We start from the raw sequence: 26268 nt of genomic DNA on the forward strand, positions 1-26268 counted from the left end.
AATAAGAAATTGGAGCTTAACAATTTCACAACTAGCCATCCACTTTGATGGACGGCTTGATGATGCTTTAAATTTATGATAGAATTTTAGGAATTATCTAGGCTGACACAGAATGATGAACACTACCTTAAAAAGTTTTTCTTTGGGAAGAGTTTATAAAATAAACTCTTCGATATTTCTAGCCACCATTTTCACTAATCTAGTTCTAGCTTCCACACTTGCCCAACCAATATGTGGAGTTAATAAAAGTCTTTGTTTATTTTTCACTTTTAAAAGTGGATTATCTTCTAAAATTGGCTCAACGCAAACCACATCAATTCCACAATAAATCTCTTTTTCATCTATGATTTTTGCTAAATCAGGCTCATTAATAATTCCACCACGACCTAGATTTAATAAAATTGCACCATCTTTTATATTACTCATATTTTCATAATTTAATAAATCTTTTGTATTTGAATTTAATGGACAATGAATAGTTATAATATCGCAAGTACTTAACAACTCATTTAGTTCAATACTTTTATATTCACTATTTGTATTCTTTCCACTTGTTGAAAAATAAACAACTTCACAATCAAAGGCAGATGCTTTTTTTGCAAAATTTCTTCCAATATCACCAAGTCCAATGATTCCCACTTTTTTGCCATCAAGTTCAAAAAATGGTTTATCTATATGAGTAAACATCTTAGATTTTTGCCAATTACCCTCATCTACATATCTTTTATAATAATCAAGTTTTTGAACAAAATAAAAAATCATTGAAAAAGCTACTTGAACTACACTTGAACTTGAATATCCAGCTACATTTTTTACTGGTATATTTTTTTGTTTTGCAAACTCTAAATCGACATTATTTGTTCCAGTTGCACTAATACAAATAAGTTTTAGATTTGAATTTTCCATAACTTCTTTTGAAATCATTACTTTATTTGTGATTACAATATCCGCATCTTTTACTCTATTTGTTGTTTCACTTGGAAGTGTTAAGTCATAAGAAATCACTTCACCTAAAGTTTCAAAGATTGATATATCTACATCAAATCCTAAAGTTGCTCTATCTAAAATTACTATTTTCATCTTTTCCTCCTAATTTTTTCTAATTTCTTCTTTGTCCAGGTTTTGGCGGTGTTACTTCTTTTTGTAAATCTATACTAAGATTATTATAAAAAAGTTCTCCATAGTTTGTTTCTCTATTTATCATTTCATAGGCTTGTTTAATGTCATTTCCATATTTAACTGCATCTTGTAAAATCTTGATAATTTTTACAGATTCTAAAAAATTCACATGAGATGGTGCTTCAAGTGGCGAAGAATAATATTTATGCATTCGCTCAACCAATGATTTATTTCTAATTTCTATAAAAACTGATTCTATTGGTGATTTAAAAAATAGAATTTTTTGTTTGACATTTATAGAAATATATGTTGTTTCCATTCCATAAACTTTTCTTGAAAATGAATCAAATAAAAAAAGTTTTTTATTATAGTTATTATTAAACAATTCATAAATAAGTTCAAGTATTTTTATCTTCTCTTCTTTTGTATAAAAGTTCCCAATAATTGCAAAACAAAAAGACAAAACCGATTTTATCGAATACCATTCTGTAGTGTCATAATCATATCTTAGCATTTGATCTATTCTTGCTTGTTTTAATTCTTCTATATCAGAGCTATTTGTAGTTTTGTACACTTTTTGTACAGCTGAATCCCTATACATCGGTCCTGGGAACTGTGCTTGTATAACAAATCTTCTATTTTGTTCTTGTTCTAATATGTATTTTAGTCTTCCTTGATAATCTTCATCAATGATTCGCACTTCTTTTTGAGGTATTTGAGTTATGGATTTTAAGAATTCTTCTCCATTACAACCCTCTTCCCAAACATAATCAGGATACCTAAATGTTTGACAAATTTTATCTTTTATTTCTTTGTTTGGTTCAATATCAGTTACCTTATCAATCCACGATGTAACCGTTCTTCTATCTTTATTTATTAAAACTGCAAATTTAGAAATACTTAAGTTTGACCTTTTAAAAATTTCTATGAATTTTTCTATTGAATTTTTGTAATTCATAACAACACCTTAACTGTAATATTTATATCATTGTACTATTTTTAAGCATAAAAGCAAATATTGTACATTTATATTAATTTAGATAATAAATTGTAATTTATCTTTCAAAATAATACATCACTACTATGTATAAATAATGTATAATCTTTCATAACTTAAATTTAAAGGATGTGTATGAGCGCAGGAAAAAAATTTAGAGAAGCTTTAAAAGAAGAGTCTCCTTTACAAATCGTAGGAACTATTAATGCTTACCAAGCATTACAAGCAACAAAAGTAGGACATAAAGCAATTTACCTATCAGGTGGAGGTATTGCTAATGCTTCTTACGGTTTACCAGATTTAGGTATGACTATGATTGAAGATGTTTGTATTGATGTTAGAAGAATTACTTCTATTTGTAATACTCCATTAATCGTTGATGCGGATACTGGTTGGGGACATGCATTTAATGTAGCTAGAACTGTTAAAGAATTTATCAGATCTGGTGCTGCTGGTATGCATATTGAAGATCAAGTTGCTGCAAAAAGATGTGGACACAGACCAAATAAAGAACTTGTTTCAACAGAAGAAATGTGTGACAGAATCAGAGCAGCAGTTGATGCTAAAATGGAATTAGATCCAGAATTTTATATCATTGCTAGAACTGATGCTCATGCATCTGAGGGTCAACAATCAGCAATTGACAGAGCAAAAGCTTATGTTGCAGCTGGTGCTGATGCAATTTTTGCAGAAGCAGTTCACACTTTAAAAGAATACAAAGAATTTACAGACCAAATGAGCGTTCCTGTATTAGCAAATATTACTGAATTTGGAGCTACTCCAATGTTCACAACTGAAGAATTAGCATCTGTTGGAATTGATATGGTTCTTTACCCATTATCAGCATTTAGAGCAATGAATAAAGCGGCACTTGCAGTTTATCAAGAGTTAAAAGACAAAGGTACTCAAGAAGGTGTTCTTGATACTATGCAAACAAGAATGGAATTATACGATATGTTAAATTACCATGCTTATGAGCAAAAAATGGATGAATTATTTTCAAAAGGTAAAGCTAAGTAATTAGCTTTATCCCCAAATAAAACAAAAATTAAAGTTAAACTAAGGAGAAAACATGAGTACTGAAACAACTACGGGATTTAAACCAAAAAAATCTGTTGCATTATCTGGAACTTCAGCTGGAAATACAGCTCTTTGTTCTGTTGGAAAAAGTGGAAATGACTTACATTACAGAGGATATGACATTTTAGAATTTGCTGATAAAGCTGAATTTGAAGAAATTGCATATTTAATTGTACATGAGAAATTACCAAATGTTGCAGAATTAGCAGCTTACAAAACTAAACTTAGATCTTACAGAGATATTCCAAATGGTGTAAAAGTAGCTCTTGAGCAATTACCAAAAACATGTCATCCAATGGATGTTATGAGAACAGGTTGTTCAGTTCTAGGTGCTTTAAATCAAGAAGATGAAGCTCATCCAAAAGCTGCTGCACAAGATATTATTGATAGATTAATGGGATCATTTTCTTCTATTTTATTATACTGGTACCACTTTGCTTACAACGGAAAAAGAATTGATGTTGTAACTGATGATGATACTGTTGGTGGACATTTCTTACATTTATTACATGGTGAAAAACCAAGAGAATCTTGGGTTAAAGCTATGCATGTATCTTTAATTTTATACGCAGAACATGAATTTAATGCTTCAACATTTACTTCAAGAGTAATTGCTGGAACAAATTCTGATATGTATTCTTGTATCACAGGTTCTATTGGAGCTTTAAGAGGTCCAAAACATGGTGGTGCTAACGAAGTTGCATTTAGAATTCAAGAAAGATATAAATCAGCAGACGAAGCTGAAGCTGATATCAAAGAAAGAATGGCAAAAAAAGAAATTATTATTGGTTTTGGACACCCAGTTTATACAACAAGTGACCCAAGAAATGTAGTAATTAAAAAAGTTGCAAAAGATTTATCTGAAGAAAACAAAGATATGTTAATGTACGATGTTGCTGAAAGAATTGAAACAATCATGTGGGATGCTAAAAAAATGTTCCCTAATCTTGACTGGTTCTCAGCTGTATCTTATAACCAAATGGGAATTCCAACAGATATGTTTACTCCAATATTCATTATCTCAAGAGTTACTGGATGGGGAGCTCATGTTATTGAACAAAGAGAAGATGGAAAAATTATTAGACCATCTGCTACTTACACAGGACCAGAGGGTTTAAAATTTACTCTTTTAAAAGATAGAGCGTAATTATTTTTTCAATAAATTTAGAAAAAATTTACTCAACTAAACAGTGCTAATTTTTTAGCAAAATAAAAGGATGGAATTTTTTCCATCCTTTTTTAAAATCAAAATATATGGATATAAAAAATGACAAACGAAAAATATCTTAAAGAACTTGATGGTTTTAATACAAAATACTATGATGTAAAGTCTGCTGTTGAAGATATTACTCCTGGTTCTTTTGAAAAATTAAACTATACTTCAAGAGTATTAGCAGAAAACTTAATTAGAAAATGCCCAAGCGCAGATTTAAAAGATTCACTTATTCAATTAATCGAAAAAAGAACAGACAAAGATTTCCCTTGGTTTCCTTCAAGAGTTATTTGTCATGATATTTTAGGATTAACTGCATTCGTTGACCTTGCTGGTTTAAGAGAAGCAGTTGCACTTGGTGGGGGAGATCCTCAAAAAGTAAATCCTGTTGTTCCAACACAATTAATCGTTGACCATTCACTTGCAGTTGAGTGTGGTGGATTTGATCCAGACGCTTTCCAAAAAAATAGAGATATTGAAGATAGAAGAAATGCAGATAGATTCCACTTTATTAACTGGACTAAAGAAGCATTTAATAATGTTGATGTTATTCCTCCAGGAAATGGAATTATGCACCAAATCAACCTTGAAAAAATGTCTCCAGTTGTTCACAATATCGATGGTATTGCATCTCCTGATACATTAGTAGGAACTGACTCACATACTCCTCATGTTGACGCTTTAGGTGTTATTGCTGTTGGTGTTGGTGGATTAGAAGCTGAAAATGTAATGTTAGGAAATCCTTCTTATATGAGAGTTCCTGAAATCATTGGTGTTAATATTGTTGGTGTTAGAGCTCCTGGAATTACAGCAACTGATATTGCACTTTCTATGACTTCATATTTAAGAGATAACAATGTTATTTCAGCTTACTTAGAATTCTATGGAACTGGTATCAAATATTTAGATTTAGGTGATAGAGCAACTATTTCAAATATGACTCCTGAATATGGTGCAAGTGCTGCTATGTTTGCTATTGATGACAAAACTATTGATTATTTAAAAATCACTGGTAGAGATCCAAAACAAGTTAAACTTGTAGAAGCTTATGCAAAAGCAAATGGTTTATGGGCTGATGCTTTTGCACACGCTACATATGCTAGAACTATTGAATTTGATTTATCAACAGTTGCAAGAACACTAGCAGGTCCATCACAACCTCATAAATTACTTCCTACTTCAACTTTAGAAGCAGCAGGAATTTCTAAACATATTACAATTACTGATGATGTTATGCCAGATGGTGCTGTTTTAATTGCTGCAATTACTTCATGTACAAATACATCAAATCCTAGAAATGTTGTTGCTGCTGGTTTATTAGCTAAAAAAGCAAATGAACTTGGATTAACAAGAAAACCATGGGTTAAATCATCTTTAGCACCAGGTTCAAAAGTTGCTGAGTTATACTTAAAAGAATCAGGATTATTGCCTGAACTTGAAAAATTAGGATTTGGAATCGTAGGATTTGCATGTACTACTTGTAATGGTATGTCAGGTGCACTTGATCCAAAAATTCAACAAGCTGCTACTGAGTCTGGTGTTTATACAACAGCTGTATTATCAGGAAACAGAAACTTTGATGGAAGAATTCACCCATTTATTAAAGAAGCTTTCTTAGCATCTCCTCCTCTTGTAATTGCTTATGCACTTGCTGGTTCTATCAGATTTAATATTGAAACTGATGTTTTAGGAAAAGATAAAAATGGAAACGATATTAGATTAAAAGATTTATGGCCAAGCGATGCTGAAATTGATGCTGTTGTAAGCAGTGCTGTTAAACCTGAAATGTTTGCTGCAATTTACGACCCAATGTTTGCAAGAAATGGTTTAGCTGGAATTAAAGTAGATCCATTCTATAAATGGAATAAAAAATCAACATATATTAACAAACCTCCTTATTGGGAAGATGAATATATGCAAATGCCAGCGTTAAAAAACATGAGACCATTAGGTGTATTCCCTGATGATATTACAACAGATCACTTATCTCCATCAAATGCGATTTTACCAACATCAGCGTCTGGTGAATATTGTTTAAAAATGGGATTACCATTAGAAGATTTAAACTCTTATGCAACACATAGAGGAGATCATAATACAGCTTCAAGAGCTACTTTAGCTAATCCAAAATTATTTAACGAAATGGTTAAAGATGAAAATGGAAAAGTTAAACAAGGTTCATTAACAAAAATTATGCCTGAGGGTGTTGAATCAAGAATGTGGGAAGCTATAGAGACTTACACAACAAGAAAACAACCTTTAATTATCATCGCTGGAACTAACTATGGTCAAGGATCTTCAAGAGACTGGGCTGCAAAAGGTGTTAGACTTGCAGGTGTTGAAGTTTTAATTGCTGAATCAATTGAAAGAATTCACAGAACTAACTTAGTTGGAATGGGTGTTTTACCATTACAATTTAAAAAAGGTGATACTAGAAATACTTACGCAATCAATGGAACTGAAGTATTTGACATCGTTGGTGATATTACTCCAAGATGTGATTTAACAGTTGTTATGACTAGAGCAAATGGTGAAAAAGTTGAATTCCAAGTTATTTGTAGATTAGATACTTCTGCTGAAGTTGATGTTTACAAAAATGGTGGTATTTTACAAAAATTCGCTAAAGATGTTATTGCATCTTCAAAAAAATAAATATCTAAAGAGCTTTTGCTCTTTAGTATTTTATAAAACTATTTAAAGAAATCCCAAGATTTTTTTAAACAGTTTTAAATTAACACCATTTTTAAGGAAAACACATGAGTAACTACAAACCACAATTTAAAGTAAAAGCTACATATATGAGAGGTGGAACTTCTAAAGGAACATTTTTTAATATAGCAGATCTTCCAAAAGAAGCACAAGAAGATACAAAAAAAAGAGATAAACTTCTTCAAAGAATTGTAGGTTCACCAGATGTTTATAAACAACAAATGGATGGTATGGGAGGAGCTACATCTTCAACTTCAAAAGCTATTTTAGTAGGTCGTAGTTCAGTTCCTAACCATGATGTTGATTACTATTTTTGTCAAGTAGCAATAGATCAAGATTTTGTGGATATGAGTGGAAATTGTGGAAACTTATCAAGTGCAGTTGGTCCTTTTGCAATACATGAAGGTTTAGTTGATAATGTACCCCAAAATGGTGTTTGTTGTGTAAGAATTTGGCAAGCAAATATCAAAAAAACTATTCTTTGTTATGTAACGATGGTTGATGGAATGGTTAAAGAAATGGGTGATTATTATATTGATGGTGTTGCATTTCCAGCTGAAGAAATCGTATTAGAATTTGCAGAACCAGTTGATCCTAGTGAAGAATTATTCCCAACTGGAAATTTAATTGATGATTTAGAAGTTCCAGGAATCGGTACATTTAAAGCAACAATGATAACAGCTGGAATTCCAACTTGTTTTGTAAATGCTGCTGATATTGGATACAAAGGAACTGAACTTCAAGGAGATATTAATTCAGATGTTGAAGCCTTAGCTAGATTTGAAACAATTAGATCTTATGCTGCACTTAAAATGGGTCTTATCTCTAATTTAGAAGAAGCAAAAACAAGACAACACACTCCAAAAATTGCATTTGTAGCCCCTCCTAGTGATTTTACAACATCAAGTGGAAAAGAAGTAAAAGCAAGTGAGATTGATTTACATGTTCGTGCTTTATCTATGCAAAAATTACACCATGCCATGATGGGAACAGCTTCTGTTGCTATTGGTGTTGCTGCTTGTATTCCTGGAACTTTAGTAAATTTAGCTGCTGGTGGTGGAGATAAAACTGCTGTTGAATTTGGACATCCATCTGGAACATTAAAAGTTGGAGCTGTTATTCAAAATAAAGATGGTAAATACATAGTTGATAAAGCTACAATGAGTAGAAGTGCAAGAATCATCATGGAAGGTTTTGTAAATGTTCCTGCTGGAACTATGAACTAACAAAAGGTCTAGATTAAAATCTAGGCCTCTTTTTATCCTTTAATTATTAATATTATGTTATCATTTTTTCCAATAAAATTTAGGAGATAATAATTAGTGGATAATTCATTTAAATTTAATCCATACGAAGCTCTAAAATCGATTCTTGAAATAACTTCTTATTATATAGGTGATGAATTTATAAAACATACAGCAATTGAAATCAAAAAATTATTTCATGCTGATTTAGTATATATTACAAAAGCTATAGATTTTAATCCAACTACAAAAGTACAAATTTTATACTCAACAAATGATAAAGTTCCCAATATAATAGATTTAAATGGAATTCCTGGGAAATTTGTTTTTGACAATAAAATCATCAAAATAAAAGAACATGTAAAATATAATTTTTTAGATTTACTTGATGAAAAATTTGAAAGTTTTTATGGTATTCCAATAACAGATGGTAAAAATATTTGTGTTGGACATATTGCAATTTACTCAAAATTAATTCGAGAATTACCTGATGAAATAAATGATATTGCATTAATATACTCAAGAAAGATAGAAAGAGAAATAAGAAGAATTGAGCTTGAAAAAGAGAATCAATTGATTAGAAATCAACTTCAAGAATTAACTATTACAGATACTTTAACCTCTTTATATAATAGAAGATATTTTGCAAAAGTTTGTTCTGATGTTTTTGCACAAGTTAATAGAGATTCTACAAAAGCAACTTTGGCATATATTGATATTGATAACTTCAAAAGTATAAATGATATATTCGGGCACGAAGGTGGAGATGAAGTTCTAAAATATTTTGCTGAAATATTATTAGAAAACACAAGAAAAGGTTTAGATTTTGTATTTAGACTAGGTGGTGAAGAGTTTTGTGTAATTAGTATTGATAACTCTCTTGAAAGTGCAAATGAGCATATGAATAGAATTATGAATATAACTTTAGATAAATTCTCATTAACAAGATTTGGTAAAATAACACTTAGTATTGGAATTGTAGAATTTAATAAAGGATTCTCTTCTTATGAAGAAATCCTAAGTTTAGCTGATAAAAAAATGTATCAAGCTAAAAAAAGCGGTAAAAATACAATAGTAAAATAAGAAAAGATTCTTATTTTACTAAAGATGAAATCTCTTTAAAAACTGGGTTTTTTGCATTTAATGTTAACTCAAAAAGTAAAGATTCATAAGTTGTTGGAATTACTCCTGCTTGAACAAGTCGAGAAATAGCTACATCTGTATCATTTTGTTTTCTTGAAGTACAACAATCAGTTACTAACACAACTTCAAAACCACCCTCAAGTAAATCTATACAAGTTTGTAAAACACAAACATGAGTTTCAATTCCTGCAACTATTACAACTTTTTTATTCGTTGCATTTATAGCTTCTATTGTTTCTTCATTTTTATAACAAGAAAAAGTTGTTTTCTCAAAATGTGGATACTCAGTAACCAACTCATTTAAAGATGGAATTGTTTCACCTATTCCTTTTTTATATTGTTCATTTATTATAAAAGGAACACTAAGAACTTTTAAACCTTTTATTAAAGTTATTAAATTCTTTTCAATTTCATCTTTATTTGTAACATGAGGATATAATTTATCTTGAACATCTACTAAACAAAAAAGCGCATCTTCTACATTTATTCTCATTTTATTTCCTTTTTAAACTTTATTTAAAAGCTAATTTTTCTGCTCTATCTAACAACTCTCTTGCACCTTGGTCTATAAAGTTTTGAGCTAATTGTCGACCAGCTTTTTCGTAATCTTTTATGCTAACTGTTATATCTTCACTAATAGATTCACTTCCATCAGGAAGCCCAACGATTGCTTGAACTCTTATTGAATTTTCATCAATAATTGTAGCTTTTACTCCAATTGGAACTTGACAACCACCTTGTAAAGTATCAACAAAACTTCGCTCTATTGTTGATTCTATATGTGCATTTTCATCATTTAATACTTTTACTATCTCCAAAACTTTTGGATCATTTGTTGTTTCAATTCCAAGAGTTGCTTGTCCCATTGATGGAATCATCATATCTGTTGAAATTGGAGCGAAATATTTAACTTCATGTTCAATTTTTAATTTTTGAATACCTGTTGCTGCTAAAATAATTGCATCATATTCACCTGCATTTAATTTTGCAATTCGTGTATTGATATTTCCTCTTAAATCTTTTAAAACAATATCAGGTCTTAGCATCATAATAGCCATTCTTCTTCTCAAGCTCGTAGTTCCAACAATTGCACCTTGTGGTAAATCATCAATAGAAGCGTATTTATTACTTAAAAGTGCATCTCGTGGATCAAATCTTTTTGTAACAGCAGCAAGTTGCAACCCATCTTCAAATTGTGTTGGTACATCTTTTAAAGAGTGAACAGCTAAATGAGCGGTTCCCTCAAGCATTGCAACTTCAAGTTCTTTTGTAAAAAGACCTTTTCCACCAATTTTAGCTAGTGGAACATCCAGAATTTTATCACCTTTTGTTACAAATTCTTGTAACTCAATTTGCATATCTGGATAATGTTCTTGAAGTAGTGATTTTACATATTCACTTTGCCAAAGTGCAAGTTGACTTCTTCTTGTTGCTATTACTAATTTTTCCATATTACCCTCTTAATAAATTTATTTTTTTCCTAATGTCTCATATTTAAGTCTTGAAGAATCTTTAACTCCATTTATAAATATAGTTGGTGTTCCTGAAACTAAAACTTCTTCACCCATTGAAATATCTTTTTCAAGAAGTAAATTTATCTCTTTCGTAGAAATTTCTTCTAATTTTATAGAAGTGTTAAACTCTTTATTAAATGCTTCTAAAATCTTCTTTTCATCCACAGATTTAACATCAAAATATTTTTCCCAATCAGTTTCATAAACTTTTAGTTCAATATCTTTTACACCTTTATGTTTTGCAACTTCAACTAATTTTGATAAAGGTGCAGCAGCTGGATGAAGTGCCATTAATGGGAAATGATAATAATATAAAGCAATATTATTACTATTTTTATTTACAAATTTTATAACATCCGGAACATAATCTTTACAAAATGGGCATAAAGGATCAGAAAAAATTACAATTTTTTCTTTAGCATTTGCATTTCCAGCAATTAATTTTGATTTATCATGATAATTATCTGTTAAATTTGGAGTTACTAAATCTTTTAAAGATTTCCCTGTTTCTGAGTCAATTAATTCTAAAGAAATATATTTTCCATCAGAAAAAAGTATGTCTTTTGCATTTATATCTTTACCTTGAACATTTGCTTGAACATCTAAAATATAACCAAACCAACCGTTTAATGGTAACTCTTTTTTTGTACTGATTTTTATATCTTTTATTTTTACATTTGGGTTTTGAGTTATTCTTTTTTGCTCAAAACTAATAATGTTTTCATCACTAGAAGCTGCAAATAATCCACTTGATAATAAAATACTTATTGATAATATTTTTGAAAATTTATTCATTTATTTTTTCCTTTTAAAGCTAAAAGATAGTCTATCTATTTAAGATTAATAAAAAGTTAATATTTTAACTTCTTGCTTTTACTGTAATCTTTTTTATATCAAAAAGCTCTTTTGCTTTATCAAGCATTTTTGAATTTAATATATCATTTAACTGTAACTCTTGTTGTGAGGGTTGTGTTATTTCATTTTTATGCATATCAGCCACACATCCTGAACCCATTTCTATCTCTTCTATCATTGAACCTGTATCATTTGAAATTTCTTCTTGTAAAAAAGTTTCATCTTCTTTTTCAACTTCTTCTTTTTTATTTTCTAGTACGGAGGGTTCTTCCTTTTTAAAATCTAGCTCAACATCATTTCCGAAAATATCTTGAGCAAAAGTTTTTATAATTCCAAAATGTTTATATAAAAACTTTCTATCATCGTCTTGAGCATAAGAAGTGATATATAATTTATTATTTTCAAATCCATTAAATATAAAATTTTTTTCAAAACATTCACCCAAATCAGGGTCTCTATCATAAACTTTTATGGTCAATTTTTCATATAATTCATTTTTAACTTCATCTTCTTCGTCTTCATGTATTTCTTCAAATACTTCTTCAATAGGAATTATTTCTATCTCTTCAAAAATATTAGCTTGAACTTGCTGTTCAATTATTGGTTCAATTGCTATCTCTTTTGGTTTTTCGATTTCTACTTCTTTTATAATTACTATAGGTGAATCTGTTGTTGGAGTTGTTGGTAAATCATCAAAAGGAGTTGAATAATCAACTACTTCAATTCCACCAATAATTCCTAAATCCATAATATTGTCATTTTGAATTAAAATCTCATCAAAAGGAGATACTTCTTCTATTTTTGTTTCAGGTTCAATAAAAACTGGTTTTATTTCTTCGACTTTTTCAATAATTCGTGTTGGAGTTGTCTCTTTTCTAACTTCTATTTTTTCAACTTGATTTATAATATCATCAATAGTTTTTAAATTTGTAGCTTCTATCATTTTCATAAAAGTTAAAATTAAAACAAAAGTTCCATCGCTGTTTATGGCCAATAAATGTTTTGCATCACTTAAAATTCTAAAAAATCTATCAAATAAAAGTAAATCAAATTTTGTATCACGAGAGAGCATTTTATCTTTTAAATAAATAGCCATTTCATCACAAATCTGAGAAACTTCATAACTTTCTAAATCTTTGATTATTTGATTTATATCACCTTTATTTAAAATAATTGAAAAAATATTATCCATCATTTTTGGGTCAATTAAACCTAACATATCAACAACACTTGTTGTATTTACTTTTCCTTTTGAAAATATAATTGCTTGGTCAAGTAAAGTCAAAGTATCTCTCAAACTTCCTTGTCCAGTTCGTGCAAGTATTTCCAAAGCATCTTTTTCATAAGAAATATTTTCTTCATTTAAAATATGTACTAAATGATGAACCACATCAGCCGTTGCTATTTTATTAAATCTAAAATGTTGAGTTCGACTTAAAATCGTAGCTGGTAATTTCAACGGATCTGTAGTTGCAAGTATAAACTTCACAAATCCAGGAGGTTCTTCAAGTGTTTTTAAAAGTGCATTAAAAGCTTGAGTTGTAAGCATATGAACTTCATCTATTATAAATACTTTAAATCTTGCACTACTTGGTTTATATTTTGTATGTTCAATTAAATCTTTTATATCATCAATTCCACGATTTGATGCAGCATCCATTTCAATAATATCAAGATGTCTATTTGAATTTGCGCTTTTGCAGTTGTCACAAACTTCACAAGGTTTTGAAGTGGGTCCATTTGAGCATAAAAGTGCTTTTGCCATGATTCTAGCAGTTGAAGTTTTTCCACTTCCTCTAAGCCCTGAAAACAAATAAGCATGAGATAATCTATCTGAATCCAAAGCCAAAGAAAGAGTTTGAGAAACTGTACTTTGTCCAACTAAATCTTCAAATCTATGAGGTCTATATTTTAATGCCAAAACTCTTTTTTCTAAAATTTCTTGACTCATATGTTACATTTCCTAACTTCAATATTTTTATTTTCTAAAATCTTTTCAATCATTTGTATGTTTATTTCACCCGTATAACAAACTTTTATTTCAAGTTTTCCTTGATTTGTATGCCCTATTTCTTCACTTAAAAGTTTTAATCTATTAGCTATTGCATTTCCAGTTTCAATCAAAGTTATATCATTTCCCATAATTTTTTTTATAACTTCATCAACTAAAGGATAATGTGTACAACCTAAAACAATAGTATCTACACCATTTTCTTTCATAGGTTTTAGCCATTTTTCTAACATATTAAAAGTTTTAGGTGTATCTATTTCCCCTTTTTCTATTTGTTCAACTAAACCAATACAAGCTTGTTCATAAAGTGTTACTTTTTTGATATTTGATAACTCATTTACCAATAACTGATATTTATCACCTTTTAATGTGGCAGGTGTAGCCAAAACTCCAACATGAGAAGATTTTGTATTTAAAATCGCTGGTTTGATTCCAGGTTCAGTTCCAATTACAATCAAAAAAGGAAATTTCTCTCTTAAATGTTTTATAGCAGCCGAAGTTGCTGTATTACAAGCAACTATTAAAGCTTCAATTCCATATTTTTCTAAAAGATAACTAGTAATATTAATACATCTATTTAAAATCTCTTCAACAGTTTTTTCTCCATAAGGAGCATAAGCAGTATCAGCTATATAAAAAAGTTCTGCACCTTGAAAAACCTTTTGAATTGAACTAACAACAGTCAATCCTCCAAGTCCAGAATCAAAAACACCTACTTTCAATTTGTACCTTTAATTATAATAAGCAAACATTTTAACATAAGTTTTTAAATAAATTTATTAGTAAGATAAAGAAGAGTTACAATACTCTAAAATTAGAGTATTGTAAAAAAAGATTAAACTAAACCTTGCTCAATCATAGCATCTGCTACTTTTTTGAATCCAGCAATATTAGCACCTAAAACTAAGTTTGTAGGTTGTCCAAATTCAGCTGCTGTTGAACTAGCTGTATCAAAAATATTTTTCATAATTTGTGCTAATTTTTCATCAACTTCTTCAAAAGTCCAAGAAACCATAGAAGCATTTTGTGCCATTTCTAGTTGACTTGTTGCAACTCCACCAGCATTTGCAGCTTTTCCAGGTCCATAAGCAATCTTTGCTTCAACAAATAAATCAACTGCTTTAGCATTTGATGGCATATTTGCACCCTCACTTACACAAACACAACCATTTGCAAGAAGAGTTTTAGCATCTTCTAAATTTAATTCATTTTGTGTAGCACTTGGGAATGCAGCATAACAAGGAATTGACCAAACAGCATTTCTTCCTTCTGGATATTCAGCAACAGGAGTATAAATAGCTTTTGGTCTATATTTTACATATTCAGAAAGTCTTGCTCTTTGATTTTCTTTTAAATCTTTTAATAAAAGTAAATCAATTCCTTCTTCGTCGTAAATCATACCTTTTGAATCACTACATGTAAGTGGTAATGCACCTAAATGATAAAGTTTTTCAATTGTATAAATAGCAACATTTCCAGAACCAGAAACTAAACATCTTTTCCCTTCTAAACTTTCACCACGAGCAGCTAACATATATTTAGCAAAATAAACACAACCATAACCTGTTGCTTCAGTTCTTGCTAATGAACCACCCCATTTTAGTGATTTACCAGTTAAAACACCTTCATATTTATTTGCAAGTTTTTTATACATACCAAACATATATCCGATTTCTCTACCACCTACACCAATGTCACCAGCTGGAACATCAGTATTTGCACCGATATGTCTAAATAATTCACTCATGAAAGCTTGGCAAAATCTCATAATTTCATTATCAGATCTTCCTTTTGGATTAAAATCACTTCCACCTTTTCCACCACCAATTTGAAGACCAGTAAGCGCATTTTTAAAAATTTGTTCAAATCCTAAAAACTTAATAACTCCAGCATTTACACTTGGATGAAATCTTAATCCACCTTTGTATGGACCTAAAGCCGAATTGAATTCAATTCTGAAACCTTTATTTACTTGAATTTCTCCATTATCATCAAGCCAATTTACTCTAAACATAATTTGTCTCTCTGGCTCAACGATTCTTTCAATAATTTTGTGTTTACTATATTTTGGATATTTATCTAGTAGTGGTTGTAAAGAATATAAAACTTCTTCTGCTGCTTGATAAAATTCTGTTTGTGCTGGACTTGTTCTTTTAAGATAGTCAAAAACTTCTTCTAAATATGCCATTCTTATTCCTTGATTCTAATATTGAATAAACATTTTATCAAAAATAGATTATATTTTATGCAATAATTATAAAAAATATTCACATATATAAAAAATATACCATTTTTAGGTTTTTGTTCCTTATAAAACTTACTAAAAAAAAGGAGTTTTATGTTCTTTCATTACCATCCTTATCAACCTTTTCTAAATAAAAATAGTAAGTTTTTAATTGTAGGAACTCTTCCTCCTCCTAGATTTTGCCAAAAAGAATTAAAATTAAAAGATGTAGATTTTTGTTATGGTTCAAAAGATAATCTACTTTGGCAAATAATTAAGAAAATTTTTAATTTAGATTTAATTTTTGAGAATTCATTAAAAGCAATAAATCAAAGAAAAGAATTTTTAATATCTAATCAAATTGGAATTTGTGATATTGTAGAAAGTTGCCAAAGAGTTAAACTTGATGCAAGTGATTCAAATATGCAGAATATTGTATTAAGAGATATTTTAAAATATTTAGAAAGTTATAAAAGCATCAAAACCTTAATTTTAACAGGTGGAAGTTCAAAAAATAGTCCTGAATATTTCTTAAAAAAGATTTTAAAACAAAACAATATAAAAATAGAATTAATCAATAATACTCTTCCAAAAACTCATCAATTTACTTTTGATAATAGAGTTTTTACAACTATTTCATTAACTTCACCATCAAATGCAGCAAATAAAAGTATAGGTGCAAATATAAATTATAAAAAAGAAAAAGAAAAAAACCCTAAATATACAACTTTTGATTTTAGAGTAAATCAGTATAAAAAAGTGTTTTTAGATTTTGAATAAAATTTTGAATAAAAAAGGAAAAACCTTTTTTATTCATTCATTGAGTTAAAGAAATCTTCGTTGTTTTTAGTTTTTTGCATTTTTGAATATAAGAATCTAAGTGCTTCAACTTCATCCATTTGTGAAATTGCATTTCTTAAAATCCATGTTTTTTGTAGAACATCAGGAGTAAGAAGTAATTCTTCTTTTCTAGTTCCAGATTTAGTAATATCAAGAGCTGGGTAAACTCTTTTATTTGCTGCATTTCTTGAAAGTACAACTTCACTATTTCCAGTACCTTTGAACTCTTCAAAAATAACTTCATCCATTTTTGAACCTGTTTCAATAAGTGCTGTTGAAATAATAGTTAAACTTCCACCCTCTTCAATATTTCTAGCAGCTCCAAAAAATCTTTTTGGTTTATGTAAAGCATTTGCATCAACTCCACCTGAAAGTACTTTTCCAGATGATGGTGTTACTGTATTATATGCTCGTGCTAATCTAGTAATAGAATCAAGTAAAATAACTACATCTTTTTTCATCTCTACAAGTCTTTTTGCTTTTTCAATAACGATTTCAGCTACTCGAACATGATTATGTGCAGGTAAATCAAAAGTAGAAGAGTAAACTTCACCTCTCACACTTCTTTGCATATCAGTAACTTCTTCAGGTCTTTCATCAATTAATAATACCATTAAAGTAACTTCAGGATGATTTCTGGAAATTGCATGAGCTAACTCTTTTAAAAGTTCTGTTTTACCAGTTTTTGGAGGTGCAACAATAAGTCCTCTTTGACCTTTTCCCATTGGAGCAAATAAGTCAAGCATTCTTCCTGTCATTCTTGTTGATTCATATTCAAAGTTAAATCTTTTTGTTGAGTAAAGGGGAGTTAAGTTGTCAAATAAAGGTCTGTTTTTTGATTCTTTTACGGGTAGATAATTTATTGCTTCAATTTTTAATAATGCGTTGTATTTTTCACTCTCTTTGTTAGGAGGTCGAACTTGCCCTGAGACAATATCTCCAGTTCTAAGCGCAAACTTTCTTATTTGTGTAGCACTTACATAAGAATCGTTAGAAGTATCAGAAAAATTTCCATCAATTGCTCTTAAAAATCCAAATCCACCCTCTTTTATTTCTAAAATTCCAGTAAATAAAATAAATCCACCCGCATCAATTTGTGATCTTAAAATTGTGAACATTAAATCTTGTCGTTTTAATTCTTGGGGATTTTCAACTTCAAGTTCATTTGCAATATTTATAAGTTCTTCTAAAGGAAATTCCCTTAATTGTTCAATCTTATAACCCTCAACAGGAATATGTGTTCTTGCTTTTTTCGAAGTCGTGGTTTTTGTTTTTGTTTCTTCTTTAGACTCTTCCATGAGTATTTCTTACCTTTGATTTTACATAAGTTTATGTAGTTTTGTAGTTTATTTGTAGTTTTTGTTAAAGTATTGGCATTATTGTAGTGTTTATTTGAAAAATTGTCAATAAAATGACTTTACATAAAAAAAGGTATCAAAAAAAATTTGATACCTTTTTTCTCATATAATATAGTTAAATATTATAATTTTCCCTCATTTTTAGCTAAATAATCAGCAACACCAGCAGTGTTAGCTTTCATACCTTCATCACCTTTTACCCAACCAGCTGGACAAACTTCTCCATGCTCATTTGTAAACAGCATTGTATCTACCATTCTTATCATCTCATCAATATTTCTTCCTAATGGCAAGTCATTAATTACTGCATGTCTTACTGTTCCATCTGCATCAATAAGAAAAGAACCTCTTAAAGCTACTGATTCACCAAACAATACATCATAATCTCTTGAAATTGATTTTGAAAGGTCAGCTACTAATGGAAATTTAACTCTTCCAATTCCACCATTTTCAACAGCTGTTTCTCTCCAAGCAAAGTGAGAAAATTGAGAATCTACTGAACAACCTATTACTGATACTCCTCTTGAAGTAAAATCTTCAATTCTTTTTGAGAATGCAATAATTTCTGATGGACAAACAAATGTAAAGTCTAATGGATAAAAGAATAATACTGCACCTTTTTCCCCAATGTTTTCATATAAGTTAAAATTCTCTACTATTTGACCATCTGCAAGTACAGCTTTTGCTGTAAAATCTGGAGCTTTTTTTGTTACTAACATATTTTATTTCCTTTTAATATTTATTGTTTTTATTGTGGAATTATATAACAATAATTTAAAAAAAAACTGTGATTTTACTTAAATTTATAAATTTATAAAAAATATTATCATTAGATAAAATTTATCTGATTAACTTTTGCTAATAAATGACTCTTCATTTATTACATAAAATCTCAATGAAAGATTTTAAAATGATAATCTAAATATTTTAAAGATAATTTTATATTTACTGTGATAGAGTTTTCTAAATTTTAATTAGGAGATATACTATGGCAGTAAAAATTACTGATATCTGTATTAGTTGCGATGCTTGTTTAGATGAGTGTCCAGTAGAAGCAATTGTTGATAATGATGAGAACCCAACTGGAGCAGATACATATTATGTATATTCAGATAAATGTGTTGAGTGTGTAGGTCATAATGATGCTCCTGCATGTGCTGATGCATGTCCAACTGAAGGTTGTATTGTATGGGATGAAGTAGGTTCAAGTGCTGTTGAAAGAGAAGACAGAGGAACTGTTGGTTCTCCTGTAGTTGAAGATTAATATTTACTATTAATTTATAGCAAAAAAGGCAAGTAGTTTTTCACTACTTGCCTTTTTTTTATTTTTTAGGTATAATCCGCGACTTAAAAAAAATCGAGGAATATAAATAATGGAACAAACATTATCAATCATTAAACCAGACGCTGTAGCAAAAAATGTAGTTGGAAAAATCTTAGACAGATTCGAAACAGCTGGATTAAGAATTGCTGCAACTAGAAAAATGCAATTAAGCCAAGCTGAAGCTGAAGCTTTTTATGCTGTACATGCTGCTAGACCTTTCTTTAAAGATTTAGTTGAATTCATGATCTCAGGACCAGTTGTTGTTACAGTTTTAGAAGGTGTTAACGCAATGGCTATAAACAGAGAATTAATGGGTGCAACTAATCCTAAAGAAGCTGCTGCTGGAACAATTAGAGCAGACTTTGCAGAATCAATTGATGCAAATGCAGTTCATGGTTCTGATTCATTAGAAAATGCAGCAAATGAAATCAATTTTTTCTTTGCTCAAAAAGAAATTTGTTAATTTATAGTTAATTAATACAATTTATAATGAAAATTGAATTTAGAAAAGTACCACAAGTTAGCAAAGAATTGGAAATTGTTCACAATTCAGTTAAAATTGAAGGTACTTTTTGTAAAATATCGCAATCATTAGTAAAAATTGACGCAGTATTACAAGGTAGTACTGACATTGATTGTTGTAGATGTGGAGAAACTGAAGAAATTGAAGTTGATGAAGAGCTTCATTTATTATTGAGTGATGGCATTTATAAAAATGATGAAAGTGAATATTTAGTAATAGAAGTTGAAGACAGTATAATTGATTTTGATGAAATAATTCAAAGTGAATTAAATAGTATCAAAAGTGACTATTACCTATGTGACAAATGTGCACAACTTGGTGATAATTTTGAAAAAGAATTTTAAGGAGAATTAAAATGGCAGTACCTAAGAGAAGAGTATCTCACACTAGAGCAGCAAAAAGAAGAACTCATTACAAAATAACATTAAAAAAACCTGTAAAAGATACAGATGGAACATGGAAAATGCCTCATATGGTTAATCCAACTACTGGTGAATACAAAAACTAATGCTGAAAATTGCAATAGATGCTATGGGTGGGGACTTCGGTCCTGAGCCTATAATTGAGGGCTTAGTTGCAGCACTAAAAAAAAACAACAACTTCTCTGCTATCGCGGTTGGTAAAAAAGACGAACTTTTACCTCTTATTCCACAAATTTTTTTATCAAGAATTGAAATATTAGATACAAATGATGTAATTAGTATGAGCGATTCTGCTACAGACGCACTAAAAAGAAAAGAATCAACAATTTATAAAGCTATTGAACTTGTTCGTGAAGGAAATGCTGATGCAGTAGTTTCAGCTGGACATTCAGGGGCTTCAATGTCACTTGCAACTCTTCGAATTGGAAGAATAAAAGGTGTAAATAGACCTGCAATTGCTACATTAATGCCTACAAGTGAAAATCAAAATACATTAGTATTAGATGTTGGGGCAAATGTTGATAGTGATGCGAAAAACTTATTTGAGTTTGCAGTAATGGGTCAAGTTTATGCTCAATATGTTCTTAGACTTGATGAACCAATTGTTGGATTATTAAGTAATGGTGAAGAAGATAGCAAAGGTAATGAAGTTACAAAAGAAGCTTATAAATTATTAGCAAAAATTCCTAATTTCGCTGGAAATGTTGAGGGTAGTGATATCTTCAAAGGAACAGTTGATGTTGTTGTTTGTGATGGTTTTGTTGGTAATATTTTGCTTAAAACAGCCGAAGGTGTTGCGGATACAATCGGAAAAATTATTAAGAAAAATTTAAAAAGATCATTAATTTCAATTGCTGGTGCAGTTCTTATGAGAAAAGTTTTTAAAAACTTAAAAGTAAGAGTTGATTATGCTGAATATGGAGGAGCTCCTTTATTAGGTGTTAAAGCTCCTGTTATTATTGCTCATGGAAAATCAAATCCAAAAGCAATACAAAATGCTATATTTCAAGCAATAAACGCAGCAAGTTCAAATTTAGATACTATAATTGAACAAAGATTAGCAAAATATAGTAATAATCAAGAAATTAATTAACACTATATTTAATTTAAGGATATGTAAATGACATATGCAGCTTTTAGATCTATTGGAGCGTATATTCCTTCAAAGATTATGACAAATGCAGATTTTGAAAAAATCATTGATACAAGTGATGAATGGATTACAAAAAGAACTGGTATTAAAGAAAGAAGAATTTCTGAAGAGAATGAAGCTTCATCTGATTTAGGTGCAAGAGCAGCACAAGTTGCAATTGATAGATCAGGAATTTCAAAAGAAGAGATTGATTTAATAATTTGTGCTACTGTAACACCTGATTATTTATGTATGCCTTCAACTGCTTGTTTAATATCATCAAAAGTTGGACTTCCAAATGTTATGGCATTTGATATTAGTGCAGCTTGTACAGGATTTGTATATGCTGTTTCAATTGCAAAAGCATTTATTGAATCAGGAATGAAAAAAAATGTACTAATTATTGGTGCAGAAACATATTCTTCTATTCTTGATTATACAGATAGAGGTACTTGTTTTATTTTTGGAGATGGTGCTGGAGCTGCTATTATTTCAGCTACAACAAATAAAGATGAAGCAATTATTGATGTAAATTGCTCAAGTGATGGTAATTATGAAGATTTAATTAAAACAGCTGGAGGAGGAAGTAAACATCCTTGCTCAAAAGAAGTTTTAGAAAATAAAATGGCATGTATAAAAATGAAAGGAAATGAAACTTTCAAACTTGCTGTTAAAACATTAACATCAGATGTTCAAGTAATGATGCAAAAACATAACCTTTCAAATGAGGATATAACTCACTTTATTCCTCATCAAGCAAACCTTAGAATCATAAAAGCAGTAGGTGAAGCTTTAGGATTTACAGAAGAGCAAACTGTTGTAACTGTTCATAAATACGGTAATACTTCAGCTGCTTCAATTCCTATGGCAATGAACGATGCTTTTGAAGAGGGTAAAATAAAAGCTGGAGATACTATACTTTTTGACGCCTTTGGTGGCGGATTAACTTGGGGTTCAGCTTTATTCCCTTTCTCACCAAAAAAATAATGAAAATATGGAATTTATTCCATATTTTTACTACACTTTTTTCTAACTACACTTTTCTCAACATATAAAATTTGTAACTAAAAGTATTACATACATAATCTATTTCCTTTTATCAATGACTTTAACTACTAAAGAGTTGATTTAATATATAATGTTTGTAATTATATATTTTTCTACAGGAGTTTTTTTGAAAAACAAATCTACGCTTTTATTTTTGATGTTGTCAATTTTGACTTTAATTTCATGTTTTATTACAAATAATATTACATTATGGATTGTTTCGATAATAGTGATTATTGCATCAGCATTTTTACTATTTGAATTAAATAAAGAGTGTTCTAAATTAGAATTAGAACTTGAAGAAATTAAATATGAGTGTGAGAATAAGCAACATGGTACAAATCAAGATGATGAAATAAGAGATGAAATCATTGATGTTTTAGAAAAACTAAAAATTGGTTTTTTAGGTTATAGAATAGAAAAAACACCTACTAATTCAAAAGTTGCTGAAGTAGCAAAACTTATTAATGATAGTATGAATAAATTCAATCAAGATATTGATTATACTCTAGAAGTATTAACTGAATACGGAAATGCAAACTTTGCGTTTGAAGTAAAAACTAATAACCTTAGTGGTAAAACAGGTTCTTTGTTATTAGGTATTAGAGCATTGGGAAGTTCTGTTTCTGAATTTATTGCACTTATTAGTATAACTGCTAACTCTTTAAATGAAAGTGTTGATACATTAACAACTGCTTCAAATAATTTATCAGTAGCCTCAAATCAACAAGCTGCATCTTTAGAAGAAACAGCAGCAGCACTTGAAGAAATCACAAGTACAATCATTAACAACACAGAAAATACAAATAAAATGGCTATCTTTGCAAAAGAAGTTGATTCAGCATCAAATGAAGGTAGAAAATTAGCTGATAAAACAGCTTTATCAATGGAAGAAATAAATGTTCAAGTAAATGAAATAAATAATGCGATTAGTTTGATTGACCAAATTGCATTTCAAACAAACATCCTTTCACTAAATGCTGCAGTTGAAGCAGCAACAGCTGGAGAAGCTGGTCGTGGATTTGCTGTTGTTGCAGCAGAAGTAAGAAATTTGGCATCAAGAAGTGCAGATGTTGCAAAAGAAATTAAAAATCTTGTTATTAATGCAACATCAAAAGCAAATTATGGAAAAGAAATTGCTACACAAATGATTGAGGGTTATTCAAAATTAAATGAAAATATTCATAGTACTATTTCATTAATAAATAGTATTACGGATGCTAGTAAAGAACAACAAGCAGGAATTGAACAAATAAATAATGCTGTTACTGAACTTGACCAAGCTACACAACAAAATGCGTTAGCAGCATCAAATATCAATAGTATGTCAAAAGAGATTCAATCACTTTCTTATAAACTCTTAGAGACAGCAAATCATGCAAAATTTGATCATAAAGCATTAGAACAAGTTTGTGATATGGATTTAACAATGCATTTAAATAGATTAAAATTAGATCATGTTAATTTTAAAAATAAAAACTGTGTTAAATTAGGAACAAAAACTATTTGGACAGTAGCAAAAGAAACAGAGTGTAATTTAGGTAAATGGATTTTAGAATCTGAACAAAATCAAAAAGAGTATACAAAAACACAAAATTGGGAACATCTAAAAAAAGTACACTTACAAGTACATAAAGGTATGCAAGATATCATTATTGAAAATGCAAACGGTTCAAATAATGAATCTTTAGGAAAACAAGCCCATGAACTTGATGAGGCAATATCAGATGTATTCTGGACTATTCAACAAGTAAAAAGAGATAACTGCAAATAAAAAGGCAAAAGGATAGAAAGTATTAATACTTTCTATTCTTATACAAATCTATGTATAAAGCTGGCTCAATCAAATTTTTTATTATTTGGATTATTTTTAAAAATATTAAATGAATTCTTCTTTAAATCACTATTAAATTTTTCTACTGTTGCAACTGAATTTATATACAAAATTGATTCATCAATAATTATTTGAAAAATAGCATAAAGTGGTATTTTTACGACACTTCCAAAATTTTCATTTCCAAAACCTGCTTCAAAACTAATATAATTATTATCAATCTGTACAGTTGAGTAAGTATAATTACTTAAAACAAATAAAGAAAATTTATTCATTTGATCTTTTATAACTTTTGGTAATTCAGGAGTAAAACTAATAGGTAAAATATTAGCAGTGATTGAAAATTCTTCTTTTTTTTCTAATAAAAAAAGTATATTCTCTTTTATTTGTTTTTCAACTAAACTTTTATACTCATTATTTTCTATAATATCTTTAATCATAATTAATACCTATTTCAAAAATTTAATGTTATTATAGCTCATGAAACAACTTATTTTCCTTATTTTTCTTATCAATTATTCTCTTGCTTATGAATTTAAATTAAACCAAAAAGATATTAAATATATTAATAATTCAGATAAAAAATCTTTTATTGAAAACCGATTAGACAAATATAAGAATTTAAAAATACAAGTAAAAGATTATGAACTTATTAAAAAATTATCTCATATAAACTCTTTTGTAAATAAAATACTTCCAGCTTATGATATATCGACCCAAGCTTCACTTGATTATTGGGCTACACCAAAAGAGTTTTTACTTCAAGGACATGGAGATTGCGAAGATTATGTAATCACCAAATATTTTACACTTTTAGAAGTTGGTATTCCAAAAGAAAAGTTATATTTTGCTGTTGTAGATATAAAAGGGCAAAAAGATTCACACATGATTTTATTATATTTAGAAAATAAAGAATCAACTCCCTTAGTTTTAGATAATCTTAGCTCTGTTGTTATTCCACTTACAAAAAGAATGAAATTAATTCCAAAATTTGCTTTTAATGAAATTGATTCTTATAAATTTACAAATGAAAGATTCACACAAAAAGTAAATATAAACTGGGGAAAAGAAAATAAATGGGAAAAATTATTGAATAGAGTTTACAATCTAAATGAGTAATTTTCTTTAATATCAAATCCAATCATTGCATTCATTAAAGCAATTTTAGAAGCTTTTTTCAACATTTCAATACTTATATCTTTTTCTATTAAAAATTTCTCTTCTAAAAGTCTGGCTTTTGTGGTTCCATTTAATAAACAGTTTTTTGAAGTTATCCAAGTATTTTCGTAAAATATCGCAATATTAGCAATGCTTGTATCTGTTACAATACCATTTTTTATAATAATAATTTCATCACAATCATTTCTTTGCATGAATAAATTATCCAGATTTTCTCTATCTAAATACTTTTTTGAGTATGAAATCTCATCCTCAAATATTAGTTTGAAAGAGTTGATTTCTCTTTTTTTGTAAGGAAAATATTCTACATTTATGATTTCATAATCATTATAAATAACTTTACATCGAAGTAATTCTTCACTTAAAGCATAAATATATTCTTGTAAGTTTATATTTAAACCTATTGTATTTACGACTCTTTTATTATGATATTCTAAATTAAAAATCTCATAATCTTCACATTTTATTGTCTCAAAATAAATATTTTCTTTCATTAATAA

At 29.1% G+C, this 26268-nt stretch carries 25 protein-coding genes and 1 pseudogene; 14 read left to right on the forward strand and 12 right to left on the reverse strand.

Annotated features, from left to right (window positions below; translation table 11 throughout):
• Positions 1–153 precede the first annotated feature (153 nt).
• Both B0174_RS10445 and B0174_RS10450 read right to left on the reverse strand, forming a co-directional pair.
• Positions 154–1080, reverse strand: a complete 927-nt coding sequence (locus B0174_RS10445; RefSeq protein ID WP_108560528.1) for a D-2-hydroxyacid dehydrogenase — start codon at positions 1078–1080, stop codon at positions 154–156.
• 19 nt (positions 1081–1099) lie between these two features.
• A complete protein-coding gene (locus B0174_RS10450; protein WP_108560531.1) occupies positions 1100–2077 on the reverse strand; it encodes a hypothetical protein in 978 nt (325 codons plus the stop codon).
• A 174-nt stretch (positions 2078–2251) separates the two neighbouring features.
• Between B0174_RS10450 and prpB the strand changes: the two genes are divergently transcribed.
• From prpB to B0174_RS10475, 5 genes are all read left to right on the forward strand, one after another.
• On the forward strand, positions 2252–3136 hold the full coding sequence (gene prpB, locus B0174_RS10455; protein WP_108560534.1) for a methylisocitrate lyase: 885 nt from the start codon (positions 2252–2254) through the stop codon (positions 3134–3136).
• A gap of 52 nt (positions 3137–3188) precedes the next feature.
• The gene (gene prpC / locus B0174_RS10460) at positions 3189–4343 is read left to right on the forward strand and encodes a bifunctional 2-methylcitrate synthase/citrate synthase (protein WP_108560538.1); all 1155 of its coding nucleotides are present in this window, start codon (positions 3189–3191) and stop codon (positions 4341–4343) included.
• Between the two features lie 120 nt (positions 4344–4463).
• Positions 4464–7061: a Fe/S-dependent 2-methylisocitrate dehydratase AcnD gene (acnD, locus tag B0174_RS10465; protein WP_108560542.1), complete on the forward strand. Its 2598-nt coding sequence runs from the start codon at positions 4464–4466 to the stop codon at positions 7059–7061.
• A 104-nt stretch (positions 7062–7165) separates the two neighbouring features.
• Positions 7166–8344: a 2-methylaconitate cis-trans isomerase PrpF gene (gene prpF, locus B0174_RS10470; protein ID WP_108560545.1), complete on the forward strand. Its 1179-nt coding sequence runs from the start codon at positions 7166–7168 to the stop codon at positions 8342–8344.
• A 96-nt stretch (positions 8345–8440) separates the two neighbouring features.
• On the forward strand, positions 8441–9445 hold the full coding sequence (locus B0174_RS10475) for a GGDEF domain-containing protein (RefSeq protein WP_108560549.1): 1005 nt from the start codon (positions 8441–8443) through the stop codon (positions 9443–9445).
• 10 nt (positions 9446–9455) lie between these two features.
• On the opposite strand, the gene B0174_RS10480 is transcribed toward B0174_RS10475, so the two are convergent.
• From B0174_RS10480 to gdhA, 6 genes are all read right to left on the reverse strand, one after another.
• Complete coding sequence (locus B0174_RS10480; RefSeq protein WP_108560552.1) at positions 9456–9998, reverse strand: hydrolase; 543 nt, start codon at positions 9996–9998, stop codon at positions 9456–9458.
• A gap of 19 nt (positions 9999–10017) precedes the next feature.
• Positions 10018–10956 (reverse strand): hydroxymethylbilane synthase, encoded by a 939-nt coding sequence (hemC, locus tag B0174_RS10485; RefSeq protein ID WP_108560555.1) that lies wholly within the window; start codon positions 10954–10956, stop codon positions 10018–10020.
• Between the two features lie 18 nt (positions 10957–10974).
• Positions 10975–11814 (reverse strand): DsbA family protein, encoded by an 840-nt coding sequence (locus tag B0174_RS10490; RefSeq protein ID WP_108560558.1) that lies wholly within the window; start codon positions 11812–11814, stop codon positions 10975–10977.
• Between the two features lie 64 nt (positions 11815–11878).
• On the reverse strand, positions 11879–13825 hold the full coding sequence (locus B0174_RS10495) for a DNA polymerase III subunit gamma/tau (RefSeq protein WP_108560561.1): 1947 nt from the start codon (positions 13823–13825) through the stop codon (positions 11879–11881).
• Positions 13822–14607 carry a glutamate racemase gene (gene murI, locus B0174_RS10500; protein WP_108560564.1) on the reverse strand — a complete coding sequence of 262 codons (786 nt, stop codon included), beginning with the start codon at positions 14605–14607 and terminating at the stop codon, positions 13822–13824. Before murI ends, B0174_RS10495 begins: the two co-directional genes overlap by 4 nt.
• 113 nt (positions 14608–14720) lie before the next feature.
• On the reverse strand, positions 14721–16073 hold the full coding sequence (gdhA, locus tag B0174_RS10505) for an NADP-specific glutamate dehydrogenase (RefSeq protein WP_108560568.1): 1353 nt from the start codon (positions 16071–16073) through the stop codon (positions 14721–14723).
• Between the two features lie 150 nt (positions 16074–16223).
• Between gdhA and B0174_RS10510 the strand changes: the two genes are divergently transcribed.
• Positions 16224–16889: a uracil-DNA glycosylase family protein gene (locus B0174_RS10510; RefSeq protein WP_108560571.1), complete on the forward strand. Its 666-nt coding sequence runs from the start codon at positions 16224–16226 to the stop codon at positions 16887–16889.
• 29 nt (positions 16890–16918) lie between these two features.
• Here B0174_RS10510 and rho read toward each other — a convergent pair whose 3' ends face one another.
• Both rho and B0174_RS10520 read right to left on the reverse strand, forming a co-directional pair.
• Positions 16919–18247, reverse strand: coding sequence for a transcription termination factor Rho (rho, locus tag B0174_RS10515; protein ID WP_108560574.1), 1329 nt, complete (start codon positions 18245–18247; stop codon positions 16919–16921).
• Between the two features lie 182 nt (positions 18248–18429).
• Entirely contained in the window at positions 18430–19026 is a 597-nt protein-coding gene (locus B0174_RS10520) for a peroxiredoxin (RefSeq protein WP_108560578.1), read from the reverse strand.
• 269 nt (positions 19027–19295) lie between these two features.
• On the opposite strand from B0174_RS10520, the gene B0174_RS10525 reads away from it, so the two are divergent.
• The 7 genes and pseudogenes from B0174_RS10525 to B0174_RS12475 form a co-directional block, all read left to right on the forward strand.
• Positions 19296–19571: an NADH-quinone oxidoreductase subunit I gene (locus B0174_RS10525; protein WP_108560581.1), complete on the forward strand. Its 276-nt coding sequence runs from the start codon at positions 19296–19298 to the stop codon at positions 19569–19571.
• Between the two features lie 109 nt (positions 19572–19680).
• A complete protein-coding gene (ndk, locus tag B0174_RS10530) occupies positions 19681–20094 on the forward strand; it encodes a nucleoside-diphosphate kinase (RefSeq protein ID WP_108560584.1) in 414 nt (137 codons plus the stop codon).
• 26 nt (positions 20095–20120) lie between these two features.
• On the forward strand, positions 20121–20498 hold the full coding sequence (locus tag B0174_RS10535) for a hypothetical protein (RefSeq protein ID WP_108560587.1): 378 nt from the start codon (positions 20121–20123) through the stop codon (positions 20496–20498).
• An 11-nt stretch (positions 20499–20509) separates the two neighbouring features.
• Positions 20510–20662 carry a 50S ribosomal protein L32 gene (gene rpmF / locus B0174_RS10540; protein WP_108560591.1) on the forward strand — a complete coding sequence of 51 codons (153 nt, stop codon included), beginning with the start codon at positions 20510–20512 and terminating at the stop codon, positions 20660–20662.
• Entirely contained in the window at positions 20662–21669 is a 1008-nt protein-coding gene (gene plsX, locus B0174_RS10545; protein WP_108560594.1) for a phosphate acyltransferase PlsX, read from the forward strand. The genes rpmF and plsX overlap by 1 nt, the downstream gene beginning before the upstream one ends.
• Positions 21670–21696: 27 nt before the next feature.
• Positions 21697–22695 (forward strand): beta-ketoacyl-ACP synthase III, encoded by a 999-nt coding sequence (locus B0174_RS10550; RefSeq protein ID WP_108560597.1) that lies wholly within the window; start codon positions 21697–21699, stop codon positions 22693–22695.
• A gap of 721 nt (positions 22696–23416) precedes the next feature.
• A pseudogene (locus tag B0174_RS12475) lies at positions 23417–24529 on the forward strand (methyl-accepting chemotaxis protein); the annotation flags it as partial.
• A gap of 65 nt (positions 24530–24594) precedes the next feature.
• Here B0174_RS12475 and B0174_RS10560 read toward each other — a convergent pair.
• Positions 24595–25029: a hypothetical protein gene (locus tag B0174_RS10560; RefSeq protein ID WP_108560599.1), complete on the reverse strand. Its 435-nt coding sequence runs from the start codon at positions 25027–25029 to the stop codon at positions 24595–24597.
• Positions 25030–25069: 40 nt separating this feature from the next.
• On the opposite strand from B0174_RS10560, the gene B0174_RS10565 reads away from it, so the two are divergent.
• A complete protein-coding gene (locus tag B0174_RS10565; protein ID WP_108560602.1) occupies positions 25070–25708 on the forward strand; it encodes a transglutaminase-like cysteine peptidase in 639 nt (212 codons plus the stop codon).
• Here the strand turns inward: B0174_RS10565 and B0174_RS10570 are convergent.
• Positions 25690–26262, reverse strand: coding sequence for an aminotransferase class IV family protein (locus B0174_RS10570; protein WP_108560606.1), 573 nt, complete (start codon positions 26260–26262; stop codon positions 25690–25692). The genes B0174_RS10565 and B0174_RS10570 overlap by 19 nt on opposite strands.
• Positions 26263–26268: the final 6 nt, after the last annotated feature.

This window comes from Arcobacter caeni (assembly GCF_003063245.1).
Taxonomy (GTDB): domain Bacteria; phylum Campylobacterota; class Campylobacteria; order Campylobacterales; family Arcobacteraceae; genus Aliarcobacter; species Aliarcobacter caeni.

Bases quoted from the DNA above. Each gene is read 5' to 3' on its own strand.
- B0174_RS10480 (WP_108560552.1), bottom strand. From the start codon at position 9,998: ATGAGAATAAATGTAGAAGATGCGCTTTTTTGTTTAGTAGATGTTCAA.
- prpF (WP_108560545.1), top strand. From the start codon at position 7,166: ATGAGTAACTACAAACCACAATTTAAAGTAAAAGCTACATATATGAGA.
- B0174_RS10510 (WP_108560571.1), top strand. From the start codon at position 16,224: ATGTTCTTTCATTACCATCCTTATCAACCTTTTCTAAATAAAAATAGT.
- prpC (WP_108560538.1), top strand. From the start codon at position 3,189: ATGAGTACTGAAACAACTACGGGATTTAAACCAAAAAAATCTGTTGCA.
- rpmF (WP_108560591.1), top strand. From the start codon at position 20,510: ATGGCAGTACCTAAGAGAAGAGTATCTCACACTAGAGCAGCAAAAAGA.
- B0174_RS10535 (WP_108560587.1), top strand. From the start codon at position 20,121: ATGAAAATTGAATTTAGAAAAGTACCACAAGTTAGCAAAGAATTGGAA.
- B0174_RS10525 (WP_108560581.1), top strand. From the start codon at position 19,296: ATGGCAGTAAAAATTACTGATATCTGTATTAGTTGCGATGCTTGTTTA.
- hemC (WP_108560555.1), bottom strand. From the start codon at position 10,956: ATGGAAAAATTAGTAATAGCAACAAGAAGAAGTCAACTTGCACTTTGG.
- B0174_RS10450 (WP_108560531.1), bottom strand. From the start codon at position 2,077: ATGAATTACAAAAATTCAATAGAAAAATTCATAGAAATTTTTAAAAGG.
- plsX (WP_108560594.1), top strand. From the start codon at position 20,662: ATGCTGAAAATTGCAATAGATGCTATGGGTGGGGACTTCGGTCCTGAG.
- B0174_RS10565 (WP_108560602.1), top strand. From the start codon at position 25,070: ATGAAACAACTTATTTTCCTTATTTTTCTTATCAATTATTCTCTTGCT.
- gdhA (WP_108560568.1), bottom strand. From the start codon at position 16,073: ATGGCATATTTAGAAGAAGTTTTTGACTATCTTAAAAGAACAAGTCCA.
- ndk (WP_108560584.1), top strand. From the start codon at position 19,681: ATGGAACAAACATTATCAATCATTAAACCAGACGCTGTAGCAAAAAAT.
- B0174_RS10550 (WP_108560597.1), top strand. From the start codon at position 21,697: ATGACATATGCAGCTTTTAGATCTATTGGAGCGTATATTCCTTCAAAG.
- rho (WP_108560574.1), bottom strand. From the start codon at position 18,247: ATGGAAGAGTCTAAAGAAGAAACAAAAACAAAAACCACGACTTCGAAA.
- B0174_RS10445 (WP_108560528.1), bottom strand. From the start codon at position 1,080: ATGAAAATAGTAATTTTAGATAGAGCAACTTTAGGATTTGATGTAGAT.
- B0174_RS10570 (WP_108560606.1), bottom strand. From the start codon at position 26,262: ATGAAAGAAAATATTTATTTTGAGACAATAAAATGTGAAGATTATGAG.
- B0174_RS10560 (WP_108560599.1), bottom strand. From the start codon at position 25,029: ATGATTAAAGATATTATAGAAAATAATGAGTATAAAAGTTTAGTTGAA.
- B0174_RS10495 (WP_108560561.1), bottom strand. From the start codon at position 13,825: ATGAGTCAAGAAATTTTAGAAAAAAGAGTTTTGGCATTAAAATATAGA.
- B0174_RS10490 (WP_108560558.1), bottom strand. From the start codon at position 11,814: ATGAATAAATTTTCAAAAATATTATCAATAAGTATTTTATTATCAAGT.
- prpB (WP_108560534.1), top strand. From the start codon at position 2,252: ATGAGCGCAGGAAAAAAATTTAGAGAAGCTTTAAAAGAAGAGTCTCCT.
- acnD (WP_108560542.1), top strand. From the start codon at position 4,464: ATGACAAACGAAAAATATCTTAAAGAACTTGATGGTTTTAATACAAAA.
- B0174_RS10520 (WP_108560578.1), bottom strand. From the start codon at position 19,026: ATGTTAGTAACAAAAAAAGCTCCAGATTTTACAGCAAAAGCTGTACTT.